We start from the raw sequence: 21144 nt of genomic DNA, 5'->3' as shown, positions 1-21144 counted from the left end.
GCGTGCGATTGTCGGTTTCAACCGCGCTCGTGTCGGGTTCGGGCGTTGCGGCACGATCGAGAGCGGTTCTAAGCTGCCGGGACGAACGCACGGGAGGCGGCGCTGGGAAACACGACTTTCGACCGGGACGAGGCGACCGGCATCGTCCGCTCGATGAGCCACATCGAGGGGCCGCTGCTTCCCATTCTCCAGGCGCTGCAGGGTCGCTACGGCTTTATCGGCGAGGACGCCATTCGGGTGGTCTCGGCTGAGCTGAACCTGTCGCGTGCGGAGGTTTTCGGCGTCGTCAGCTTCTACCATGATTTCCGCATGCGGCCGGGCGCGGCGCGGCAGGTCAAGCTGTGTCGCGCGGAGGCGTGCCAAGCGCGAGGCGGCGACAGGATCGCGGCCTGTTTCGAAAGCGAGCTGGGCATTCGCGTCGGAGGTGAAACGGCCGATGGAGCCGTGTCGCTCGAAGCGTGCTACTGCCTCGGCCTGTGCGCGATCGGCCCGAGCGCCATGGTCGACGGGCGAATCCTTGCTCGCCTCGACGAAGCGAAAGTGGTGGAACTCGCGGCGGAGCTTCGTCGATGATCCGGATCTTCGTGCCGCTCGACTCCTTCGCCGTCGCCTGTGGCGCGGACGAGATCGCGCACACGATCGTTCGTCTGTCCGTCGAAGCCGGCGAAGCGGTCACGGTCGTGCGCAACGGCTCGCGCGGCATGGCCTGGCTGGAACCTCTCGTCGAGGTGGAGACGGATAACGGTCGCGTCGGGTACGGCCCGGTCGATCCGAGCGACGTCGATGCGGCCTTTCTGTCCGTACTTCTCGCGACCGCCGACCATCCCAAACGCATCGGCGACCCGGAGGCGCATCCGTTCCTTGCACGTCAGACGCGCCATACCTTCCGCCGCTGCGGCGTGATCGATCCGCTAGATCTCACGGAGTACGAGCGGCACGGGGGCTGGGCGGGGCTGCGCCGCGCGCTCGAGATGACGCCCGACGAGGCATTGGGCGAGGTCACGCGCTCGGGACTGCGAGGTCGCGGCGGAGCCGGTTTTCCGACGGGCGTGAAGTGGAAGACCGTTTCCGAAGCGCCGGGATCGCGGCGCTATATCGTGGCAAACGCGGACGAGGGGGACTCCGGCACCTTCGCCGATCGCATGCTCATGGAAGGCGATCCGTTTTGCCTGCTGGAAGGGATGGCGATCGCGGGTGTCGCGACGGGCGCCACGAAAGGCTACGTCTACCTTCGCTCGGAGTACCCGGTTGCCATCGACGTCATGTCCCGCGCCGTCGCGGCGGCAGAGCGGGCGGGCGTTCTCGGTCCGTCTCTACTTGGAACGGATCGCGCCTTCGAGGTCGAGATCCGAGTCGGGGCAGGGGCCTATGTCTGCGGCGAGGAAACGGCGCTTCTTGACAGCCTCGAAGGCAAGCGCGGGCAGGTCCGCGCCAAGCCGCCGCTGCCGGCGCACAAAGGGTTGTTCGGGTGCCCGACGGTCGTGAACAACGTCGTGACCCTCGCAAGCGTCCCCGAGATCTTCCGTGCGGGAGCGCAAGCCTACCAGGCGATGGGGACGGGTCGGTCGCGCGGAACCATGCCGCTCCAGATTGCCGGCAACGTGCGCTTCGGCGGCCTTTTCGAGGCTCCGTTCGGGCTGACCCTCGGGGAGATCGTGGAGGAAATCGGGGGCGGGACGCAGAGCGGCCGTCCGGTCCGGGCCGTCCAGGTCGGCGGACCGCTCGGCGCCTACTTTCCACGCGCGCTGTTCGATACGGTCTTCGATTACGAGGCCTTCGCCGCGCGCGACGGGCTGATCGGACATGCCGGCATCGTCTTGTTCGACGATACGGTCGACATGCTGCGGCAGGCGCGCTTCGCCTTCGAGTTCTGCGCCGTGGAAAGTTGCGGCAAGTGCACGCCCTGTCGGGTCGGCGCGGTGCGCGGGTTGGAAACGATGGATAGAATCGTCGCTGGGCAGGATCCCGCCAGCCATCTCGAACTCGTGGAAGATCTCTGCAACACGATGAAGTTCGGCTCGCTCTGCGCCTTGGGTGGTTTCACACCCTACCCGGTCATGAGCGCCATCACCCACTTTCCCGAGGACTTCGACGTCGCGCCGGTGCGTCAGGCCGCGGAGTAGGGAGGACGCCATGTCCCTGATTCATGAAATCGACTACGGCACGCCGGCATCGCGAAGCGAAGCGGAGGTCACGCTCACGATCGACGGTCGCGAGGTTCGCGTCCCCGCAGGCACCTCCGTCATGCGCGCGGCGATGGAGGCAGGCATCGGCGTGCCCAAGCTTTGCGCCACCGATATGCTCGACGCCTTCGGCTCCTGCCGCCTTTGCGTCGTCGACGTGGAAGGCATGCGCGGAACGCCCGCCTCCTGCACGACGCTGGTCGCGGAAGGCATGAAGGTCTCGACGCAGACCGACCGCCTCAAGCGCATCCGCAAGGGGGTCATGGAGCTCTACATCTCCGACCACCCGCTCGACTGTCTGACCTGCGCGGCGAATGGCGACTGCGAGCTTCAAACGCAGGCCGGCGCGGTGGGCCTGCGCGAGGTTCGTTACGGCACCGAGGGTGAGAACCATCTCGGCAAGCCGAAGGACGTGTCGAACCCTTATTTTCAGTTCGACCCGTCCAAGTGCATCGTCTGTTCGCGCTGCGTGCGGGCCTGCGAGGACGTTCAGGGAACGTTCGCGCTGACGATCGCGGGTCGCGGCTTCGACGCGCTGGTTTCGGCGGGCCTGCCGTCCGATGATTTCTTCTCGTCCGAATGCGTGTCGTGCGGCGCCTGCGTCCAGGCCTGCCCGACCGCCACGCTGGAAGAGAAGGCGGTCCTCGAGATCGGCCTGCCGGAACACTCCGCCGTGACGACCTGCGCCTATTGCGGCGTCGGCTGCTCGTTCAAGGCGGAAATGCGGGGCGGAGAGCTGATCCGCATGGTTCCCTATAAAGACGGCAAGGCCAATCGCGGCCATTCCTGCGTCAAGGGTCGCTTCGCCTTGGGCTACGCCACGCATCGCGACCGCGTGCTGCAGCCCATGATCCGCGAGCATCACACGCATCCATGGCAGGAAGTGTCCTGGGACGAGGCGATCGGCCACGCTGCGTCGAAGCTGCGCGACATCCAGGCCCGCTACGGGCGCGGTTCGATCGGCGGCATATCCTCGTCGCGTTGCACCAACGAGGAGGTCTACCTCGTCCAGAAGATGGTTCGGGCAGGCTTCGGCAACAACAACATCGACACGTGCGCCCGTGTCTGCCACTCGCCGACAGGCTACGGCCTTTCGACGACTTTCGGCACCTCGGCCGGGACGCAGGACTTCGACTCCGTCGAAGAGGCCGACGTCGTGCTCGTCATCGGCGCGAACCCGACGGACGGTCATCCCGTCTTCGGCTCGCGGCTGAAGAAGCGTCTGCGGCAAGGCGCACGGCTCATCGTCATCGATCCGCGACGCATCGATCTCGTCCGCACTCCGCATGTCGAGGCCGATCATCACCTCGCGCTCAAGCCCGGCACCAACGTCGCCATGTTGACGGCACTGGCCCACGTCATTGTCACCGAGGGGCTGGTGGACGAGGCGTTCGTGCGCGAGCGCTGCGAATGGGACGCATTCCAGGACTGGGCATCCTTCGTGGCCGACCCGGCGCGGTCACCCGAGGCGGTCGAAGCCGTGACCGGGGTCGCGGCAGCCGACGTGCGGAAGGCTGCGCGGCTCTACGCCACCGGCGGCAATGGCGCGATCTACTACGGTCTTGGCGTCACTGAGCATAGCCAGGGCTCGACCAGCGTCATGGCGATTGCGAACCTTGCGATGGCGACCGGCAATATCGGACGACGCGGCGTCGGCGTGAATCCGCTGCGCGGCCAGAACAACGTGCAGGGCTCCTGCGACATGGGGTCGTTTCCGCATGAGTTGACGGGCTATCGCCACATCAGCCGCGACGAGGTTCGCGAAACCTTCGAGAGCCTTTGGGGTGTGCGGCTCGACGCCGAACCGGGGCTGCGCATCCCCAACATGTTCGATGCCGCGCTCGATGGCACGTTCAAGGGTCTCTACGTCCAGGGCGAGGACATCCTTCAGTCCGATCCGGACACCAAGCACGTCTCTGCCGGTCTGGCCGCGCTCGAATGCCTGATCGTGCAGGACCTTTTCCTGAACGAAACGGCGAACTACGCGACCGTCTTCCTGCCGGGCTCGACCTTCCTGGAAAAGGACGGAACCTTCACCAACGCCGAGCGCCGCATCAATCGCGTGCGCAAGGTGATGGCACCTCGGAGCGGCTATGCCGATTGGCAGGTGACGCAGCTTCTCGCCCGCGCGCTCGGCATGGACATGAACTACAGCCATCCGTCCGAGATCATGGATGAGGTGGCGCGCACGACGCCGAGCTTCGCCAACGTCAGCTACGCGCTACTGGAGGAGCGAGGGTCGGTTCAGTGGCCGTGCAACGAGCAGCACCCAACCGGCACACCCATCATGCATGTCGATGCCTTCATGCGCGGCAAGGGCAAGTTCATCGTCACCGAATATGTGCCGACAGACGAGCGTGTCGGCCCGCGCTTCCCGCTGCTTCTCACGACGGGACGCATTCTGTCGCAGTACAATGTGGGCGCGCAGACCCGGCGAACGGCCAATACCGCCTGGCACGAAGAGGATCTTCTCGAGATCCATCCGCACGACGCGGAGCAAAGAGGCGTGCGCGACCGCGATTGGGTGAGGCTCGACAGTCACGCCGGATCGACCTCGCTCCGCGCACGGATCACGGACCGGGTGGCACCCGGCGTCGTCTACACGACGTTCCATCACCCCGCGACGCAGGCCAACGTCATCACGACTGACTTTTCCGACTGGGCGACCAATTGCCCGGAGTACAAGGTCACGGCCGTCCAGGTTTCGCCCTCGAATGGACCGACCGAGTGGCAGGAAGCCTATGGTGCGTTGAGCGATGAGAGTCGCCAGGTGTCCCACCGGTTGGACGCGGCGGAGTAGTCGACCGTTGGCGTACGAGACGTTCCACTCAAGGCCCGCGATCGCATACCGGAAAGGCGGGTTCCAATTCGAGCGACGGCTCGTGCCGGAGGAGGCCGCCATCGCCGTTTCGGTGAACGGCACGACGCACGCCGTCATGATGGCGACGCCCGCCGATCTGCAGGATTTTGCCGTTGGGCTCATTCTCAACGAGGGTATCGCGACGACGCCGTCCGACATCGCCGACCTTTCAATCGAGGAGGTCGAGGGCGGGATCGATTGCCGGGTCTGGTTGAAGCCGGAGCGTGCGGCAGGCTACGTCGCGCGGCGGCGGCAAATGACCGGCCCGGTCGGATGCGGCCTCTGCGGCGTCGACAGTCTTGCGCTGGCCTCCCCGGACCTTGCGATGGTTCGTCGTTCCTTCAGGGTGCGTCCGCAAGCCATACTGCGTGGCTTCGAGGAGTTGCAGCGACAGCAGGAGTTGAGCCGCCGCACGAAAGCCGTGCATGCTGCGGGCTTCTGCCATGAAGAGGGAGAACTCGTCGTGCTGCGCGAGGACGTCGGGCGGCACAACGCGCTCGACAAGGTTGCGGGATCGCTCGCATTGGACGGGAGGAATGCCGCGTCCGGCTTCCTGCTGGTTACCAGCCGAGTCTCGGTCGAATTGATCCAGAAGGCGGCCCGGATGAGCTGTGCGATCCTCGCAGCGGTGTCAGCGCCGACCGACCTCGCGATCCGAACCGCCCAGGCACTGGGAATCTGTCTCGTCGCGGTCGCGCGTGGCGATGAGTTCGAGATATTCACCCATGAGCATGGTGTCTTGGGCGCCGGGGAGGCTACAAGCGATGCCGCCTGAAAAACTCGTCCATATGGCCAACCAGATCGCCATGTTCTGCCAGACGAACCCGAACGGCGCTCGACATACGGCAGACGTGGCCGACCATATCAACAAGTACTGGGACCCGCGAATGCGGCGGCAACTGGTCGATGTCGTGGCTGCGGATGCCGCTGACGACATTCATCCCCTGGTGCGCGCGGCCATAAGTGCAATCCGCTTGCCCGTCGAACTCAGCTGACCACGCTCCGTGTCCTGTCGAGCGCACCAGCCGGAGACGACGGAGGTTCGACAGCGGGCCCGGCCTTGCGCAGGCCGCCTGCGAAGTCGCGCAGCGCCTGTGCCAGATCGGGTTCGTTGACGGCGCTCGCGGCCTCTTCCGGACTGAACCAGCACCTCCGGCGCTCGGCCGCCTCGGGCCAACTCGCCATCTCCTCCTTGACGCGCAGCGCAAAGAGCCGGACGCGGCAGGGTACGACGTCGCCGTTACCGAGCAATTTGGGATACCGGTAGCTGCCGCTCGCCTTCTTGCGAACGCGGCCCTGCACGCCGGCTTCTTCGTAAGCCTCCTGCGCTGCCGCCTTATGCGGTCGCTTGGACTTCATCGGCCAGCCTTTTGGCACGACCCAGCGTCCCGTCTCGCGCGAGGTGACAAGGAGAATTCGTACGCCGTCCATGTCGCTCTCGCGATATGCAATGGCCCCGACCTGGCGGCGCGTCTTCATCTCATCACCTCTCCGGGAGAGCCGCTCATAACCGAATTGATCAGCCGTTCAAACCAGTTTCAGTTCAGAGGCTTTCCTAGAGGTTGCGCTGCGGAGCGATGTAACCACGCCGTGTGAGCCCTCGAGCATCCATGCCCGATATGCGAGCAATGCGCTGGTGTATGGCAACCAAAGCGGCAGTTAGATATCGCTGCCGTCCTCTCGTGCTTTGAAGGCCTCAAAACGCCCGTGCGAGTTGGTTTTCTAACCTTCAGAGGAGGCGATTCTGCTGTAACTTGTTGCCGCGGCGGCACTGCGTCGGCTTGCGAAAAAACGATGACAACCTATAGTTGCCACCACCGCAACAAAGCGTCTTCTGCGGACTTTGGATGCTTCATCAAAAAGCGCGAACGCGTAGGGCACGACGGATCAGATCGGGAGGAATTGTGCGCCAGACGGGCTACGAGGCGACACCGGGCACACCATGGCTAGGCCCTTCGAAAGACGCTGATGGCGACGCGCAGCTGCAGGGCATGGACGGATCTTCACGTATGTTCGAGTCCGATGAACGGGTCGCGGTCGCGCTGATGACGCTGTCTGCCGATCTCCTGAGGAGACGCCATCCGGCGGTGGCGGCCATGCTGCAATATGCCATCGTCGACATAATCGAGGGCGAGCAGGACTGAGTTCGGATCGCTTCCTTCGGTATCGCGTTCCGTCTCTTGTAACGCGATACCAAGGAGGGAATACGCCGTGACCGACATCCACTATGAAGTCGTGCAGCACGACGGGGGATGGGCCTACAAGCTTGGAGACGTCTTCTCCGAGACGTTTCGCACGCGGGAAGCCGCTGTCGCCGCCGCCAAGGAAGTCTCTCAGCGGCAGGAATTGGCGGGCGAGACGGAGGGTATCGTCTATCAGGATCCTCGCGGCGAGTGGCATGAGGAAATCGCCCGCGGCGATGATCGCCCTCATGCCGACGTCGTGGAAGATCGCTGACGATCGATCATGTCTGTTGCGCCGGCCGCCTTGCATCGCCGCTGGGCGCCGGCACCTTCCCCACCGCTGTATGGGGTGTCTTCTCCCATAGGTGTGGGTTACGCGACAACTGCCACATCGCTCGTATGCCGGCATAGCTGACCAAGCCCCAGTAGGCCCAGACCGCCCACAGCTTGGTTGCGAGCGGCCGTTCACCCGGAAGCGCCACGTGCAGAAACGAGGCGCTGAAGACGAGGCATGCAAGTACGAGATTTCCAGCGTCGATCGCGTAAAGCCAGCCATGGGACGGCCCTGCTTCAAGCAATGCACCGGTCAGACCCAACGCCGCAAGCTGCACAAGCAGCGCGATATGTGCGAAGCTCGATGCAACCATTCCCAAGAAGACGATCTGGAAGGCGGCCATACCGGTGAGCCCCAGTTGCCTGGATGTCAGAAGCGGGTCGCGCATATGAACGAGCCACGTCTGGATCCACCCCTTGATCCATCGCGTCCGCTGATTTCGCCAATCCGGCCAGCGGACCGTGGAGGTTTCTAAAGTCGGACTGGAGATCGTGCCTGTCCTAAATCCAAGGCGCGCCAGGCGGACGCCGAGATCCGCGTCCTCCGCCACGTTGTGACTGTCCCAGCCTCCGGCAGACATGAGATGCTTGCGCCGGAAATGATTGGACGTTCCACCGAGAGGAAGTGGAAGTGAGCGCGCCGCGAGCCACGGCAGCAGCATGCGAAACAGCACCGCATACTCTATCGCGTAATGGGCTTGCCGCCAACCGGATGTTCCATTCGTCACGACGAGAGGTGCCTGCAGGCAGGCGAGCCTGTCGTCTGCATTGTGGAACGTCGTCCATGCGTCGCGAAGCTGACCGGGATGAGGAATATCCTCGGCATCATAGAGCACGACATAATCGCCTCGCGTGAGCGGTAGCGCGAAGTTGAGTGCCTTCGGTTTGGTGGTCGGGTTGCTGGCCGGCGTGACGACGACGGAGAAGTGCGGGTAGGGAACAATCGCGCTTTCGATGGCGGCAATGGTTTCCGGATCCGTCGCTTCGCATACGAAGAACACCTCGAGCCGCGAAGCCGGCCAGTCGAGCGCCGCCATCGCTGCCGCGAGAGAGGGCGCCATCTCGGCCTCTCGATGAAGGGCGACGAGAACGGAATAAAGCGGCATGGACCCCGTTTCGATTGGAAGCGGACACGCGCTGACCGATTTCTCGGTACTGATCGTACTCAGAAGGACGATGGCGCGGAACGCCGTGCAGACGAAGGCAACCATCGTGAACCCCAGATGGAGTCCAAATCCGACACCGCCGCCCCACTGCGCCACCGCGGCGAGGAACCCGACCGCGAGCAGCGTCAGCAACGAGCCTTGATAGGGTGTCATGACGTCTCGTGCCGACCACCGATTGAGATCGGCCGCCAAACTGAGCCGCGCGGCATCCGACCGCTCGCGCATTGTATCCGCTTCGCGAACGGCTGCGATCGAAGCCGGGGTTGCAACATGGACCATTCGGCGCTCGGCATTCAGGCGCGGGAGGGCCGCTGCGATTTCGTCCAGTCGTTCTAGATCGGGCGCAATGTAGGCGCGCGCTTGATAATCGTGCGTCATGCCAACGAGGTGCCGGAGTCCGTGCCGTCCGGCCCCGCGTGCGTCCTTAATCACCGTGACGTCGATTTCGGGACTCTCGGCATCGAGCCCGAGGACCGATGCCGTCGCCATAGCGAGCTCGGTTTGCGTCGCCCAGTTCGCCGCCACGATCTCCTCAGCGATCGTCGATCCGTTCGTCGTCGATCGGACAACGAGCAACTCATACGGCTGTCGCCCGATTCCCAATCGGTCGAGAACCTCGCTCAAACGGCGGCCGGGTTCCGGTATGCGCTTGCCGTATTCCCTCATCCTCTCGTATGGACGGGAACGCGCTCCTGCAACTTGGGTCAGCGTGGATTGTGAAGGGGTCACGTGACCTCGCGAAGCGATCGGGTTCGATCCATGCTCGTCTGGTTGAAGACCTTCCGTAATCAACCCTGGCGTGTGAAACATCACAATTCACAGTTATATAAGTGGGCGCTCGTTACGTGTCTTGCCGTTGGCTGGTCGACACATGCGATCGCCCAGCCCGTCAAGCTCCCGAACTTCCGTGACCAGGCGCAAAGGGTGGCCGAGCCTCAACTTGGCGGCCGCGATCGGATTCGCTTTCTGACATCGACAGATTATCCGCCCTTCAACTTCCTGGACCAATCAGGACGGTTGTCGGGTTTCAACGTCGATCTCGTGCGCAGCATCTGCGACGAACTTCGTATCTCGTCGCTTTGCCAGATCGAGGCGCGGCCCTTCGACCAACTGACGAAGGCACTGGCGGACGGGGAGGGCGAAGCCATCGCGGCGGGCGTCGCCGTCACGGCCGACAGTCGAAGCCGCTACGCTTTCACACGACCCTACTTCCAATATCCGGCCCGTTTCGTCGTGCGTCGCGGAAGCACGCTGGCGACGGGTCTCGACGCCGGGCTCCGGGGAGCAAAGGTCGGAGTGGTTGCGGGTTCGGCGCATGAGGCGATGCTGCGGTCGTTTTTCCCGCAGGCGAACGTCGTCGACTTCGACACGCGGGACAACGCGCTGACGGGACTGCGATCGGGCGCCATCGAGGCTTATTTCGGCGACGGGGTCGGTCTCTCCTTCTGGTTGGCAAGCGAGTCGGCCGCCGACTGCTGCACCTTCGCTGGGGGGCCGTATCTTTCCGAGCGCTTCCTGGGAGAAGGGCTGGCCATAGCCGTACCGCTGGACGACGAGGAACTGGCCACGGCTTTCGATTACGCCATCAACCGCATCGTCGCGAAGGGGCAGATGGCCGAAATCATGCTTCGTTACTTTCCCATCAGCGCCTTTTGAAACGCGATGGACGGTTCGAGGCCGTCGTGCTGCCGTGCCCGGTTGACCGGTCCCCGGGAGAGAACCATACAGCGGCTATCGTTCGCGTGAGCGAGCGCGCCACCGGATGGGACGAGCCAAGGCCATGCAATTCGCGCAGCTTCCGATCGATCAGGAGATTCGGGACGAGGCAGGCCGCTCGGGGGCATGGCCCTTCGAAGAGGCCCGCAAGCTCGTCGCGCGCATGGAACGTTCGGGTAAGTCTGAGGTCCTGTTCGAGACCGGCTACGGGCCGTCGGGGCTGCCACATATCGGGACGTTCGGCGAGGTGGCCCGCACCACCATGGTCCGCAACGCCTTCCGCATCCTGACGGGCGACACGATCCCGACGCGCCTGCTGTGCTTCTCCGACGACATGGACGGGATGCGCAAGATTCCGGAGAACGTTCCGGACCGCGAGGCCTTGGTTCCCTATCTCCACATGCCGCTGACGGTCGTGCCCAACCCGTTCGGCGGAGCGAGTCAGAGCTTTGCCGAGCACAACAATGCGATGCTCTGCCGCTTCCTCGATACGTTCGGCTTCGAATACGAGTTCGCCAGTGCGACGGAGTACTACCGATCCGGCCGGTTCGATGCCGTTCTGCTACGAGCCGCAGAGCGCTACGAGGACATCATGGCCGTCATGCTGCCGACGCTCGGCGCCGAGCGGCAGGCGACCTACAGTCCGTTTCTTCCGATCTCACCCTCCACGGGACGCGTTCTCTACATCCCCATGAAGGAGGTCGACGCCAAAAACGGCACGGTCACGTTCACGGACGAGGACGGACGCGACGCGACCGTTCCGGTGACCGGCGGCTCCGTGAAGCTGCAGTGGAAGCCGGACTTCGGCATGCGATGGGCGGCACTCGACGTCGACTTCGAGATGTTCGGCAAGGATCACCAGACCAATGCGGTCGTATACGATCGAATCTGCGAGATCCTCGGTGGAACGCCGCCCGAGCACTTCGTCTATGAGCTCTTCCTCGACGCGGAGGGCGCCAAGATCTCGAAGTCCAAGGGAAACGGGCTCAGCATCGAGGAGTGGCTGACCTACGCCGCCCCCGAGAGCCTTGGGCTCTACATGTTCGGCAAGCCACGCGCCGCAAAGCGGTTGCATTTCGACGTCATTCCAAAGGCCGTGGAAGATTACTACCAGTTCGCCGCGAGCTTCGAGCGTCAGGACACGCGCTCGCGCCTGCAAAATCCGGTCTTCCACATCCATGGCGGCGCCCCGCCCGTTTCGGGCATCGCGGTTCCGTTCGCGCTGCTTTTGAATCTCGTCTCAGCTTCCAACGCGTCCAACAAGGAAACGCTATGGGGCTTCATCTCGCGCTATGCGCCTGGCGTGACGCCCGAGACCGATCCCGAACTCGACCGTCTCGTGGGCTACGCTCTGCGTTATTTCGAAGACTTCGTCCGCCCGAGCAAGCGCTTCCGCGCGCCCGACGAGACCGAGCGGCAGGCGCTCGAGGCCTTGGCGCGCAAGCTCGCGGAACTGCCCGCTGATGCTGACGCCGCCCTGATCCAAGATGCGATTCTGGACGTTGCACGGCCGATCGAGCGCTACCAGGACACGAAGAAGACGGGGCCGAACGGTGGTCCAGGCGTGTCGGGCGAATGGTTCCAAATGCTCTATCAAACTTTGATCGGGCAGGAACGTGGGCCGCGCTTCGGCTCCTTCGTCGCCCTCTATGGTATCGAGGAAACGCGAGCGCTGATCGACGAAGCCTTGTCCGGCCGACTCGCCGGCGGACAGGCTGTCTGACCTACTGGCCGAGATCGAAGGCCCAGATACCCTTGCGTTGGTTCTTGGCGCTTTCGCCGAGTTCGGCATAGCGGCCGCCGCTGCTGGCGGCCGCCCAACCGTTGCCAACGAGCCATTCGCCGATGTCGGCCTCGCCCGCGAGGCAGGAAACGGTCAGATCGTCGGACCCCTGTGCGTCAGGCGGAACCGAGCACAGAACGGAGCGCCCCCTGAGCCACGAGCGAAAAGCCGTACGGGCCCGAACGCCGCATGGCCAGGTCTGCGGCCCGTCGGAGCAGCGTGTGTCCGGTGAGATCGGCTCGACGTCCGCGACCCGGAGCGTCGTTCGCCCGGCCTTCATCGTGCCGGCGTCGACTGCCACCGGACGATTGAACATCTCGAGCTTGGGCTGGGTGGATGAGGTCTTGGAAGCCGATGCGGCAGGAGAGACGCGCGTAAGCGCCGTGTTGTCTCCGGCAGCGTAGGGGGCCGGATCGACGGCGCGGATCGCGGAAGTCGCCGTTTCCGGCACTTGGCTGGCCTCCGCCGGATTCGAGCCGACTGAAGCCGCTGTCTCATCCGAAGCCGTCGAGAGTTCCGCGACCTCACGCGGGCCGGCGGGAGCGACCGATATGAGCGTCGGGCTGCCTGGAGCGATCGCGAGCAGGAACACGATGCAGGCAAGAAGGCCGAGGGAGATCCGAAGTTCGTTCATGGTGGCATCCGTGGCGATCGCGCCAGGCTCATTTTAGCTGCCGGCTGGCCGAAGGGTAGCCCGATCGTCGAGCCTCTTCACTGGCTGACCCAAACGACACGGGCGATCCACTCGATCTCGGAGACATCGAATTTACGGGTCGGGAAGTCCGGGTTGATCGACCCCAGCTCGACCGAACCGGCGGTCCGTCGCTGTAACGTCTTGACCATGACCTCTCCGCTTCGCGTCCTTGCGACGACCCGATCACCTCGACGTATCTGGGCTGCTGGCGAGACGACGAGAATATCGCCATCGCGGTAGAGCGGTTCCATGGATCGTCCGGAGACTTCGAGCGCATAGGTGCCCTCCGTCACGCCTGGAAGGTCGATGCGATCCCAGCCCTCGCCGATCGGGAATCCGGCGTCGTCGAAATAGCCGTCATGGCCGGCTTGCGCATGCCCGAGCAGGGGAACGCCGCGCGGTTTGGTCAGGGCTGGCGTTGTCGTGGACTGGACTGCTGAAACGAGCGAGGCAAACTGGTCGAACGATACTCCACCGGCTTCTAGAACCTTGGCGATCGATTCCGTCGAGGGCCAGCGCGGCCGGCCGTCCGCCGAAAACCGTTTGGACGGGTTGAAGGTGGTGGAGTCGAGCCCCGCCCGCCGGGCCAACGCGGAGGGAGATAGATCGCAGCTGCGCGCGACCCGGTCGATAGCTGCCCAAATATGGTCATGGGAAAACATGGCAGTCTATCCGCGCAACGTACCCAGCCAGAAAACGGGCACATGGAGAGGAATATAGTCCTTCCGGTGGTTTGGTAAGTCCCTGCGGAAAGCAGCGACATTGAACGTCGAACGACCGAGCTTCCTACGTTCTCCACAACCTCCGCCGGAACTTGCAAGTCAGAGCACGCATTTCGTGGCAAATGGTTGCGATCAGCGCTTCGCTTGATCGCTTCTTGGAGACACCGATGGGATCGCCGGGACTTCGTTTCGCTCCGAACACCACCGAGGAGGTGCGTCGGCGCGCGAGCGAGCCGGGACGAGGCCGCGACGCGAGCGGCCCATTCGAGATTCCGTGGCAGGGCTGGAAGGATATCGCGGTCCGGCTGTGGTACTCGTTCTTCGAAGACCGTGTGATGCTGATCGCGGCGGGCGCGACCTTCTACCTGCTTCTCGCCTTGTTCCCGGCCTTCGCCGTCTTCGTCTCGCTCTACGGGATTGTCGCCGACCCCAGCACGATCGCAGAGCACATCGCCTTCATCGGACGCTTCCTGCCGCAGGCCGGTACCGACATCCTCACCTCCCAGCTTGAATATCTGGCGAGCCGGGATCCGGCCTCGCTATCGCTGAACTTTGTTACGGGCCTTCTGTTTTCGCTTTGGAGCGCGAACAACGGAATCAAGACGCTCTTCGAGGCGATGAACGTCGCTTATGGCGAACAGGAGGAGCGCAGCTTCCTGAAGCTCAACGCTGTTGCGTTCTGCTTCACGATCGCCGCCGTCTTCATCGGCATCGTGATGATCGTGACCGTCGGCGTCGTCCCGATCCTGATGGGTGTTTTTGGCGCCTCGAGCTGGTCCGATGAGCTGATTGCGGCACTTCGCTGGCCGGTCGCGTTCGTGGTGATCGTCGGCTCGATCAGCATGATCTACCGTTACGGCCCTAGCCGCAACCGCGCGCGGTGGACCTGGGTGCTGTTTGGCGCCGTCCTCACGGCCCTCGTCTGGCTGGCCGCCTCGATCGCCTTTTCCTGGTATCTGCGCAGCTTTGCGAACTACAACGCCACCTATGGCTCCTTGGGTGCCGTGATCGGCTTCATGATGTGGGTCTGGATCTCGTCCACGATCTTCATCATCGGCGCCGAGATCAATGCCGAAATGGAACACCAGACCGCGTTGGACACGACCGACGCGCCGGACAAACCGATCGGCGCGCGCGGCGCGCGTGTCGCCGACACGATCGGTCGCTCGATCGTGCGCGAGAAGCGGGAAGTCTGAACGAAGAGAGCGAGGGCGGGGCCGTCCGGAGAGATCGGACCCCGCCGCGTCCGATCAGGCGGCTTCCGCTGGCGCAAAGCGCTTGTAGAAGGTCTCCCCCTGGGCGGCCATGTCGCGCAGGAGAGGCGTCGGGCGGAAGCGCTCGCCGTATCGCCTTTCCAGCTTCTCGCAGAGGGCAACGAAAGCCTTCGCCCCCATGCCGTCTATGTAGCTGATCGTTCCGCCGGTGTAAGGAGCATAGCCGAAGCCGAGGATCGAGCCGACATCGGCCTCGCGTGGGTCCGTCACGACGCCTTCTTCCATCGTACGAGCCGCCTCGAGCGCCATCGTGACGAGAAAGCGCTGCTTGAGTTCCTCGAAGTCGACCTCATCGGCGGGCTTCTGCGGGAAGCGCTCCTTTAGGCCGGGCCAGAGGCTCTTCTTGGCCGGTTTGGCGGGGTAGTCGTAGAAACCCTTCCCGGCCTTGCGTCCGAGGCGGCCCTCCTTGTCCACCATGTCGTTGACGAGCGCTAGGTGGCGCGGATCGACCGCTTTTTCACCCATGTCGCGGATCGCCGCGCGCATGATCTTCTGGCTAAGGTCGACCGCCGTCTCGTCGTTGAGCGCGAGCGGGCCGACCGGCATGCCGGCGAACTTCGCGGCGTTCTCGATCATCGCCGGTGGAACGCCCTCGACAAGCATGTCGTACGCTTCGGAAATGTAGCGCAGGACGCAGCGGTTGGCGAAGAAGCCGCGCGTGTCGTTGACGACGATCGGGGTCTTCTTGATAGCCCGCACGAAGTCGAGCGCCACCGCCAGCGCCTCGTCACCTGTCTCCTTTCCAAGGATGACCTCGGTCAGCATCATCCGATCAACCGGCGAGAAGAAGTGGATGCCGATGAAGCGCTTGGGATCGGGAAAGGCTTCCGCGAGCCCGGTGATCGGCAGCGTCGAGGTATTGGACGCGTAGATCGCGTCCGGCTTCAGAACCGCCGCGACGCGGCGCGTCACCTCCGCCTTGACCTCCCGGTCCTCGAACACCGCCTCGACGACGAGATCGGCGTCGGCGAGCGCGGCATAGTCGGGCGTCGCGGTGATGCGTGAGAGCACGGCTTCGGCCTCGGCGGGCGTCGAGCGTCCCTTCTTGGCGGCCGCCTCCAGGAGGCCCGCCGAATGCGCCTTGCCCTTGTCGGCCGCTGCCTGGTCACGGTCGACCAGCACGACGTCGATTCCGGCCTTCGCCGCGACATAGCCGATGCCTGCGCCCATGAAACCGGCGCCGACGATGCCAACCTTGCGAATGGCCTTGGCTGGAACGTTCGCGGGACGTCGTGCGCCTTTGCCGAGCGCCTGCATGGAGACGAAGAGCGAGCGGATCATCATCGCCGCTTCGGTGGTCTGCAGCACACTTGCAAAATAGCGCTGCTCGACCTTGAGGGCCGTATCGATGGGCAGGAGCAGACCCTCGTACACGCATTTCACAATCGCGCGCGCGCCCGGGTAGTTGTCGTTCGTCTCCTTGCGGTAGAGCGAGGAGACCGCCGGCCAGGTCTGCGCCCCGGCCGCCGAATAGACCGGGCCGGACGGCAGCTTGAAGCCCTTCTCGTCCCAAGGCTTCACGGGCTTCACGCCGCTCCGCAGCATCGCCTTCGCGCGCTCGACCAGTTCAGCGGCCGGCACGACCTCGTCAACGAGCTTCATGCCCTTCGCCTTCGAGGCGGAAAGCGTCTCGCCCTTCAGCAGCATCTGGAGCGCGGACTGCGTATCGGCGAGGCGTGGAACGCGCTGCGTTCCGCCGGCGCCCGGGAAGATGCCGACCTTGACCTCGGGCAAGCCCATCTTCGCCTCCGCGGCCGCAACGCGCGCATGGCAGGCAAGCGCCAGTTCGAAGGCGCCGCCCATGCAGACGCCGTTGATGGCGGCGACGAACGGCTTCCCGCAGGTTTCGATCTTACGATACAGCCAGGACATGCGGCCCGCTCGCTCGAAGAGTTCCGCAACGGCACCCTCCCGATCGACCGCGAGCTTCGACTCATAGGCGTCGAACATGCCGCGCAGCATCTTGAGATCCGCGCCGCCGGAGAAGCTGCCCGCCTTGCCCGAGGTAAAGACGACGCCCTTCACCGCGCCGTCCGCGACGACCTGATCGGTGATGCGGTCGAGTTCCTCCATCACCTCCTCGGTGAAGACGTTCATCGATCGGTCGTGCATATCCCACGTCACGAGCGCGATGCCGTCCGCGTCCGTCTCGATCGTGAAGTTCCGGTAGCTCATGCGGTTGCTCCCAAGATGCGTTGAGGCCTTTGGCCGGCTCTCGAATGGCGTGCGGGGCGGTAGGACTCTTGAAGGATCGGGCTGCGATGATCGCGCAACAACTTTCCGAAGGGACAGACGCCATGAACGCGAGCTGCGACGGCTGCCAGGGCGGCGCCCAACTCGACTTCGACTTCTCGATGGCCTTCCAGCCGATCTACGACCTGCAGGCCGAGCGGGTCTGGGGCTACGAGGCGCTGGTGCGGGGCGTGAACGGGGAGGGCGCGTTCGCCATCCTCTCCCGCGTCTCGCCCGAGCAGAAGTACCGGTTCGACCAGGCTTGCCGCGTCAAGGCGATCGAGCTCGCCTCGCGCCTGTACCCGAGCGACGCCGAGCTTCGGCTGTCGATCAACTTCCTGCCCAACGCGGTCTACGACCCGGCGGCCTGCCTCCGAGCCACCTTGCTTGCCGCGCGCCGCAACAGCTTCCCGCTCGGCGCGATGATGTTCGAGTTCACCGAGAACGAGGAGATCGTCGATACGGGTCATCTTCAGAACATTCTGACCGAATACCGCCGACAGGGATTCATCACCGCCCTGGACGACTTCGGTGCCGGTTATGCAGGGCTCGGCCTGCTCGTCGAGTTCCAGCCGGACCTCATCAAGATCGACATGAAGCTGCTGCGCGGCATCGATCGCAGTCGGCCGCGCCAGATCGTCGTGGCATCGCTTGCGGCGGCCGCGCGCGAACTCGGTATCACGGTGCTCGCCGAGGGGATCGAGACCGAGGGGGAGTTCAAGGTCGCGCATGCCGCCGGCATCAATCTTTTCCAGGGCTACTACTTCGCCCGGCCCGAGTTCGAGCGACTGCCTGCGCTGAGCGTCCAGCCGGTCGCGATGTCGGCCGAGGCGTCGCTCCTGCGACACTGAGCGCATGACGAGCGGCACGGCGGCTACACGCGCTCGACGATGGTCGCCGTTCCCATGCCTGCGCCGATGCAGAGCGTAACGAGGGCGCGTTCCTTGTCCTGGCGTTCCAGTTCGTCCAGCACCGTGCCGAGGATCATCGCACCGGTCGCGCCCAGCGGGTGCCCCATGGCGATGGCCCCACCATTCACGTTCATCCTGTCCATCGGGATGTCGAAGGCCTGGCAGTAGCGCAGAACGACGGCCGCGAAGGCCTCGTTGAGTTCGAAGAGGTCGATGTCCGAAAGCGAGAGGCCGGTCTTGGCAAGCAGCTTCTTGGTCACGTCGACCGGACCGGTCAGCATGAGGGCGGGATCGGACCCGATGTTGGCGAAAGCCCGGATGCGCCCGCGCGGCTTGACGCCCAGCATCTCGCCACCGCGCTTCGAGCCGATCAAGACGGCCGCGGCTCCGTCGACGATGCCGGACGAGTTGCCAGCATGGTGGACGTGCTCGACCGCCTCGATCTCCGGATGGGCTTGGATGCCGACCGCATCGTAGCCACCCATTTCGCCGAACATGGCGAAGGAGGCATTGAGGCTGCCGAGAGACTGCATGTCGGTGCCCGGACGCATGTGCTCGTCACGGTCGAGGATCACGAGTCCGTTCTGGTCGCGCACCGGCACGACGGAGCGAGCGAAACGCCCTTCCTCCCAGGAGCGAGCGGCGCGCTTCTGCGACTCGACGGCGTAGGCGTCGACGTCGTCGCGCGTGAAGCCGTACTTGGTGGCGATCAGGTCGGCCGATACGCCCTGGGGCATGAAGTAGGCGGGGATCGCGACGGAAGGGTCCATGATCCACGCCCCGCCCGACATGCCCATGCCGACGCGCGACATGGATTCGACGCCGCCCGCGATCACGAGGTCGTCGGACCCGAAGGCCACCTTCGCGGCGCCGAGGTTTACCGCATCGAGGCCGGAGGCGCAGAAGCGGGAGATCTGCATGCCGGGCGCTGCGAAGTCGTAGCCCGCCTCGAAGGCCGAGGCCTTCGGAATCACCGAACCGGCCTCGCCGACGGGATCGACGCATCCGAAGATGATGTCATCCACCTTTGCCGTCTCGATGCCGTTGCGGTCGCGCAAGGCCTCGAGCACCCGGGCACCGAGCCGTACGGCCGGAACCTCATGCAGCGCCCCGTCCTTCTTGCCGCGGCCGCGAGGGGTGCGGACGTGATCGTAGATGAAGGCTTCGGTCATGATCGTGTCTCCCGGCCCCGCGCGTGGCGACGCCCCTGTGCGGTTCGTGACGTGTCGCCTCAGAAGGCGTCGGCGTTCAGCGTCATCATGGAGTCGGCGCCCGACGAGATTCGGGCAAGATGCGCGGCGGTCTCCGGCATCAGGCGGTCCATGAAGAAGCGCGCCGTGACGAGCTTGTTCTCGTAGAAGGCCGAATGGCCGTTGGCGCCCTGCGCCAGCTTCTCCTGCGCGACCTTCACCATGCGACCCCACATGTAGCCGAGCGCGACGAGCCCGAAGAGGTGCATGTAGTCGGTGGAGGCCGCGCCAGCGTTGTCGGGCTTGGCCATCGCGTTCTGCATCAGCCACATGGTGGCGGCCTGCAGGTCGTTGAGACCTTTCTTGAGGGGCTTGGTCAGCGGCGCCAACGCCTCGTCGGCGCGGTTGTCCTCGCAGAAGGCGCCGACTTCCTTGAAGAAGGCCTGGAGGGCCCTTCCGCCGTTCAGGGCGAGCTTTCGTCCCACAAGGTCCAACGCCTGGATGCCGTTCGCGCCCTCGTAGATCTGCGCGATGCGGGCGTCGCGCACGAACTGCTCCATGCCCCATTCGCGCACATAGCCGTGGCCGCCGTAGATCTGCTGCGCAAGAACGGCGTTCTCGAAGCCCTTGTCGGTGAGGACGCCTTTGATGACCGGCGTCATCAAGCCCATCCAGTCGTCGGCAGCCTCGCGCTCCTTCTCCTCGCTCGCAAGATGCGAAAGGTCTCCGCGCAGGGCGGTCCAGAGAACGAGCGCACGCCCTGCTTCGTTGATCGAGCGCATCGTCATCAGCATGCGTCGCACATCGGGATGGACGATGATGGGATCAGCCGCCTTCTCGGGCGCCTTCGTCCCCGACAGCGAACGGCCCTGAACGCGATCGCGGGCGTAGGTGACGGCGTTCTGATAGGCGATCTCGGAGATGGCCAGTCCCTGAATGCCGACGCCGAGCCGCGCCTCGTTCATCATCGTGAACATGGCGCGCAGGCCCTTGTCGGCCTCGCCGATCAGATATCCCGTCGCCTCGTCGTAGTTCATGACGCAGGTGGCGTTGCCGTGGATGCCCATCTTCTCTTCGATGGAGCCGCAGGAAACACCGTTGCGCGCACCGAGCGAGCCATCCTCGTTCACAATGAACTTCGGCACGATGAACAGCGAGATACCCTTTGTGCCGGCGGGTGCCCCGTCGATGCGCGCGAGAACGAGGTGGACGATGTTCTCCGCCATGTCGTGCTCGCCGGCGGAGATGAAGATCTTTTGACCGGACAGGGCATAGGTGCCGTCCGGCTTCGGGGTCGCTCTAGTGCGCAGGAGGCCGAGATCCGTGCCGCAATGCGGCTCGGTCAGGTTCATGGTGCCGGTCCACGTGCCCTCGATCATCTTGGGCAGGTAGCGACCCTTCTGGATGGCGTCGCCATGGGTCTCGATCGCGGCAATCGCGCCGCGCGTGAGCCCCGGATACATGGCGAGCGCCATGTTGGCCGAGGACAGGAACTCGTTCACCGCCGCCGACAGCGTATGCGGCAGGCCCTGGCCGCCAAAATCCGGGTCGGTCGAGATCGTGCCCCAGCCGCTGTCCCGGAATTGCGCATAGGCTTCCTTGAACCCCTCCGGCGTGCGCACCGAGCCATCCTCGGCGCGGTGGCAGCCCTCGGCGTCGCCCGACTGATTCAGCGGAAAGAACACCTCCGCCGCAAATCGCCCCGCCTCGCCGATGATCGCCTCCACCACGTCGGGCGAGGCATCCGAGAAGCGCGGCAGGTTGTTGTAGCGATCGATGCCAAGAAGCTCGTTCAGAATGAAGAGCGTATCGGCGACAGGGGCCTCATAGGTAGGCATCGCGCCACTCCCGAATTTTGACGTTTGCGTAAACGTAATATGCGCATTGATACCCTGCC

Annotated in this window: 18 protein-coding genes; 11 read left to right on the top strand and 7 right to left on the bottom strand. The window is 64.5% G+C overall.

The features are described 5' to 3' along the window. The first annotated feature begins 153 nt into the window (after positions 1-153). The 5 genes from AUL35_RS01050 to AUL35_RS01030 are packed head-to-tail and all read left to right on the top strand — an operon-like array spanning position 154 to position 6038. Complete coding sequence (locus AUL35_RS01050; protein WP_062011134.1) at positions 154-573, top strand: NAD(P)H-dependent oxidoreductase subunit E; 420 nt, start codon at positions 154-156, stop codon at positions 571-573. Continuing rightward, positions 570-2123, top strand: a complete 1554-nt coding sequence (locus AUL35_RS01045; protein WP_062011132.1) for an NADH-quinone oxidoreductase subunit NuoF — start codon at positions 570-572, stop codon at positions 2121-2123. Before AUL35_RS01050 ends, AUL35_RS01045 begins: the two co-directional genes overlap by 4 nt. A gap of 10 nt (positions 2124-2133) precedes the next feature. After that, positions 2134-4983 carry a formate dehydrogenase subunit alpha gene (fdhF, locus tag AUL35_RS01040; RefSeq protein WP_062011130.1) on the top strand — a complete coding sequence of 950 codons (2850 nt, stop codon included), beginning with the start codon at positions 2134-2136 and terminating at the stop codon, positions 4981-4983. A 7-nt stretch (positions 4984-4990) separates the two neighbouring features. Then, a complete protein-coding gene (gene fdhD / locus AUL35_RS01035; protein WP_244493629.1) occupies positions 4991-5818 on the top strand; it encodes a formate dehydrogenase accessory sulfurtransferase FdhD in 828 nt (275 codons plus the stop codon). 13 nt (positions 5819-5831) lie between these two features. Next, a complete protein-coding gene (locus tag AUL35_RS01030) occupies positions 5832-6038 on the top strand; it encodes a formate dehydrogenase subunit delta (protein WP_244493628.1) in 207 nt (68 codons plus the stop codon). Here AUL35_RS01030 and AUL35_RS01025 read toward each other — a convergent pair. Then, positions 6031-6522 (bottom strand): NUDIX hydrolase, encoded by a 492-nt coding sequence (locus AUL35_RS01025; protein WP_082665999.1) that lies wholly within the window; start codon positions 6520-6522, stop codon positions 6031-6033. The two genes, AUL35_RS01030 and AUL35_RS01025, sit on opposite strands and share 8 nt — an antisense overlap. A gap of 530 nt (positions 6523-7052) precedes the next feature. On the opposite strand from AUL35_RS01025, the gene AUL35_RS23045 reads away from it, so the two are divergent. Together AUL35_RS23045 and AUL35_RS01020 are read left to right on the top strand one after the other, a co-directional pair. Next, the gene (locus tag AUL35_RS23045) at positions 7053-7187 is read left to right on the top strand and encodes a hypothetical protein (RefSeq protein ID WP_280137312.1); all 135 of its coding nucleotides are present in this window, start codon (positions 7053-7055) and stop codon (positions 7185-7187) included. A gap of 67 nt (positions 7188-7254) precedes the next feature. Next, on the top strand, positions 7255-7500 hold the full coding sequence (locus AUL35_RS01020; protein ID WP_062011126.1) for a DUF2188 domain-containing protein: 246 nt from the start codon (positions 7255-7257) through the stop codon (positions 7498-7500). A 7-nt stretch (positions 7501-7507) separates the two neighbouring features. Here AUL35_RS01020 and AUL35_RS01015 read toward each other — a convergent pair whose 3' ends face one another. Further along, a complete protein-coding gene (locus AUL35_RS01015; protein WP_062011124.1) occupies positions 7508-9391 on the bottom strand; it encodes a glycosyltransferase in 1884 nt (627 codons plus the stop codon). 93 nt (positions 9392-9484) lie between these two features. Here AUL35_RS01015 and AUL35_RS01010 point away from each other — a divergent pair, with 93 nt between their 5' ends. Both AUL35_RS01010 and AUL35_RS01005 read left to right on the top strand, forming a co-directional pair. After that, positions 9485-10381, top strand: a complete 897-nt coding sequence (locus AUL35_RS01010; RefSeq protein WP_082665998.1) for a transporter substrate-binding domain-containing protein — start codon at positions 9485-9487, stop codon at positions 10379-10381. Positions 10382-10505: 124 nt separating this feature from the next. Next, complete coding sequence (locus AUL35_RS01005; protein ID WP_062011122.1) at positions 10506-12164, top strand: lysine--tRNA ligase; 1659 nt, start codon at positions 10506-10508, stop codon at positions 12162-12164. Between the two features lies 1 nt (position 12165). Here AUL35_RS01005 and AUL35_RS01000 read toward each other — a convergent pair whose 3' ends face one another. Further along, the gene (locus AUL35_RS01000; protein WP_062011120.1) at positions 12166-12858 is read right to left on the bottom strand and encodes a thermonuclease family protein; all 693 of its coding nucleotides are present in this window, start codon (positions 12856-12858) and stop codon (positions 12166-12168) included. Between the two features lie 77 nt (positions 12859-12935). After that, a complete protein-coding gene (locus tag AUL35_RS00995; RefSeq protein ID WP_062011118.1) occupies positions 12936-13580 on the bottom strand; it encodes a helix-turn-helix transcriptional regulator in 645 nt (214 codons plus the stop codon). Between the two features lie 227 nt (positions 13581-13807). Between AUL35_RS00995 and AUL35_RS00990 the strand changes: the two genes are divergently transcribed. Beyond that, positions 13808-14836 carry a YihY/virulence factor BrkB family protein gene (locus AUL35_RS00990; protein ID WP_244493627.1) on the top strand — a complete coding sequence of 343 codons (1029 nt, stop codon included), beginning with the start codon at positions 13808-13810 and terminating at the stop codon, positions 14834-14836. Positions 14837-14890: 54 nt separating this feature from the next. On the opposite strand, the gene AUL35_RS00985 is transcribed toward AUL35_RS00990, so the two are convergent. Further along, entirely contained in the window at positions 14891-17089 is a 2199-nt protein-coding gene (locus AUL35_RS00985) for an FAD-dependent oxidoreductase (RefSeq protein WP_062011116.1), read from the bottom strand. Between the two features lie 122 nt (positions 17090-17211). On the opposite strand from AUL35_RS00985, the gene AUL35_RS00980 reads away from it, so the two are divergent. After that, positions 17212-17997, top strand: coding sequence for an EAL domain-containing protein (locus tag AUL35_RS00980; RefSeq protein ID WP_082665996.1), 786 nt, complete (start codon positions 17212-17214; stop codon positions 17995-17997). Between the two features lie 23 nt (positions 17998-18020). Here AUL35_RS00980 and AUL35_RS00975 read toward each other — a convergent pair whose 3' ends face one another. Together AUL35_RS00975 and AUL35_RS00970 are read right to left on the bottom strand one after the other, a co-directional pair. After that, positions 18021-19229, bottom strand: coding sequence for an acetyl-CoA C-acetyltransferase (locus tag AUL35_RS00975; RefSeq protein WP_062011112.1), 1209 nt, complete (start codon positions 19227-19229; stop codon positions 18021-18023). Between the two features lie 59 nt (positions 19230-19288). After that, positions 19289-21085 (bottom strand): acyl-CoA dehydrogenase C-terminal domain-containing protein, encoded by a 1797-nt coding sequence (locus AUL35_RS00970; RefSeq protein ID WP_062011110.1) that lies wholly within the window; start codon positions 21083-21085, stop codon positions 19289-19291. Between the last annotated feature and the right edge of the window lie 59 nt (positions 21086-21144).

The organism is Aureimonas sp. AU4, assembly GCF_001463765.1.
Taxonomy (GTDB): domain Bacteria; phylum Pseudomonadota; class Alphaproteobacteria; order Rhizobiales; family Rhizobiaceae; genus Aureimonas.
The sequence above is the reverse complement of the archived record's forward strand: the minus strand, read 5'-3'. Positions and strand labels throughout refer to the sequence as shown.

Bases quoted from the DNA above. Each gene is read 5' to 3' on its own strand.
- AUL35_RS01050 (WP_062011134.1), top strand. From the start codon at position 154: ATGAGCCACATCGAGGGGCCGCTGCTTCCCATTCTCCAGGCGCTGCAG.
- AUL35_RS01045 (WP_062011132.1), top strand. From the start codon at position 570: ATGATCCGGATCTTCGTGCCGCTCGACTCCTTCGCCGTCGCCTGTGGC.
- fdhF (WP_062011130.1), top strand. From the start codon at position 2,134: ATGTCCCTGATTCATGAAATCGACTACGGCACGCCGGCATCGCGAAGC.
- AUL35_RS01030 (WP_244493628.1), top strand. From the start codon at position 5,832: ATGGCCAACCAGATCGCCATGTTCTGCCAGACGAACCCGAACGGCGCT.
- AUL35_RS01025 (WP_082665999.1), bottom strand. From the start codon at position 6,522: ATGAAGACGCGCCGCCAGGTCGGGGCCATTGCATATCGCGAGAGCGAC.
- AUL35_RS23045 (WP_280137312.1), top strand. From the start codon at position 7,053: ATGTTCGAGTCCGATGAACGGGTCGCGGTCGCGCTGATGACGCTGTCT.
- AUL35_RS01015 (WP_062011124.1), bottom strand. From the start codon at position 9,391: ATGAGGGAATACGGCAAGCGCATACCGGAACCCGGCCGCCGTTTGAGC.
- AUL35_RS01010 (WP_082665998.1), top strand. From the start codon at position 9,485: ATGCTCGTCTGGTTGAAGACCTTCCGTAATCAACCCTGGCGTGTGAAA.
- AUL35_RS01005 (WP_062011122.1), top strand. From the start codon at position 10,506: ATGCAATTCGCGCAGCTTCCGATCGATCAGGAGATTCGGGACGAGGCA.
- AUL35_RS01000 (WP_062011120.1), bottom strand. From the start codon at position 12,858: ATGAACGAACTTCGGATCTCCCTCGGCCTTCTTGCCTGCATCGTGTTC.
- AUL35_RS00995 (WP_062011118.1), bottom strand. From the start codon at position 13,580: ATGTTTTCCCATGACCATATTTGGGCAGCTATCGACCGGGTCGCGCGC.
- AUL35_RS00990 (WP_244493627.1), top strand. From the start codon at position 13,808: ATGGGATCGCCGGGACTTCGTTTCGCTCCGAACACCACCGAGGAGGTG.
- AUL35_RS00985 (WP_062011116.1), bottom strand. From the start codon at position 17,089: ATGAGCTACCGGAACTTCACGATCGAGACGGACGCGGACGGCATCGCG.
- AUL35_RS00980 (WP_082665996.1), top strand. From the start codon at position 17,212: ATGAACGCGAGCTGCGACGGCTGCCAGGGCGGCGCCCAACTCGACTTC.
- AUL35_RS00975 (WP_062011112.1), bottom strand. From the start codon at position 19,229: ATGACCGAAGCCTTCATCTACGATCACGTCCGCACCCCTCGCGGCCGC.
- AUL35_RS00970 (WP_062011110.1), bottom strand. From the start codon at position 21,085: ATGCCTACCTATGAGGCCCCTGTCGCCGATACGCTCTTCATTCTGAAC.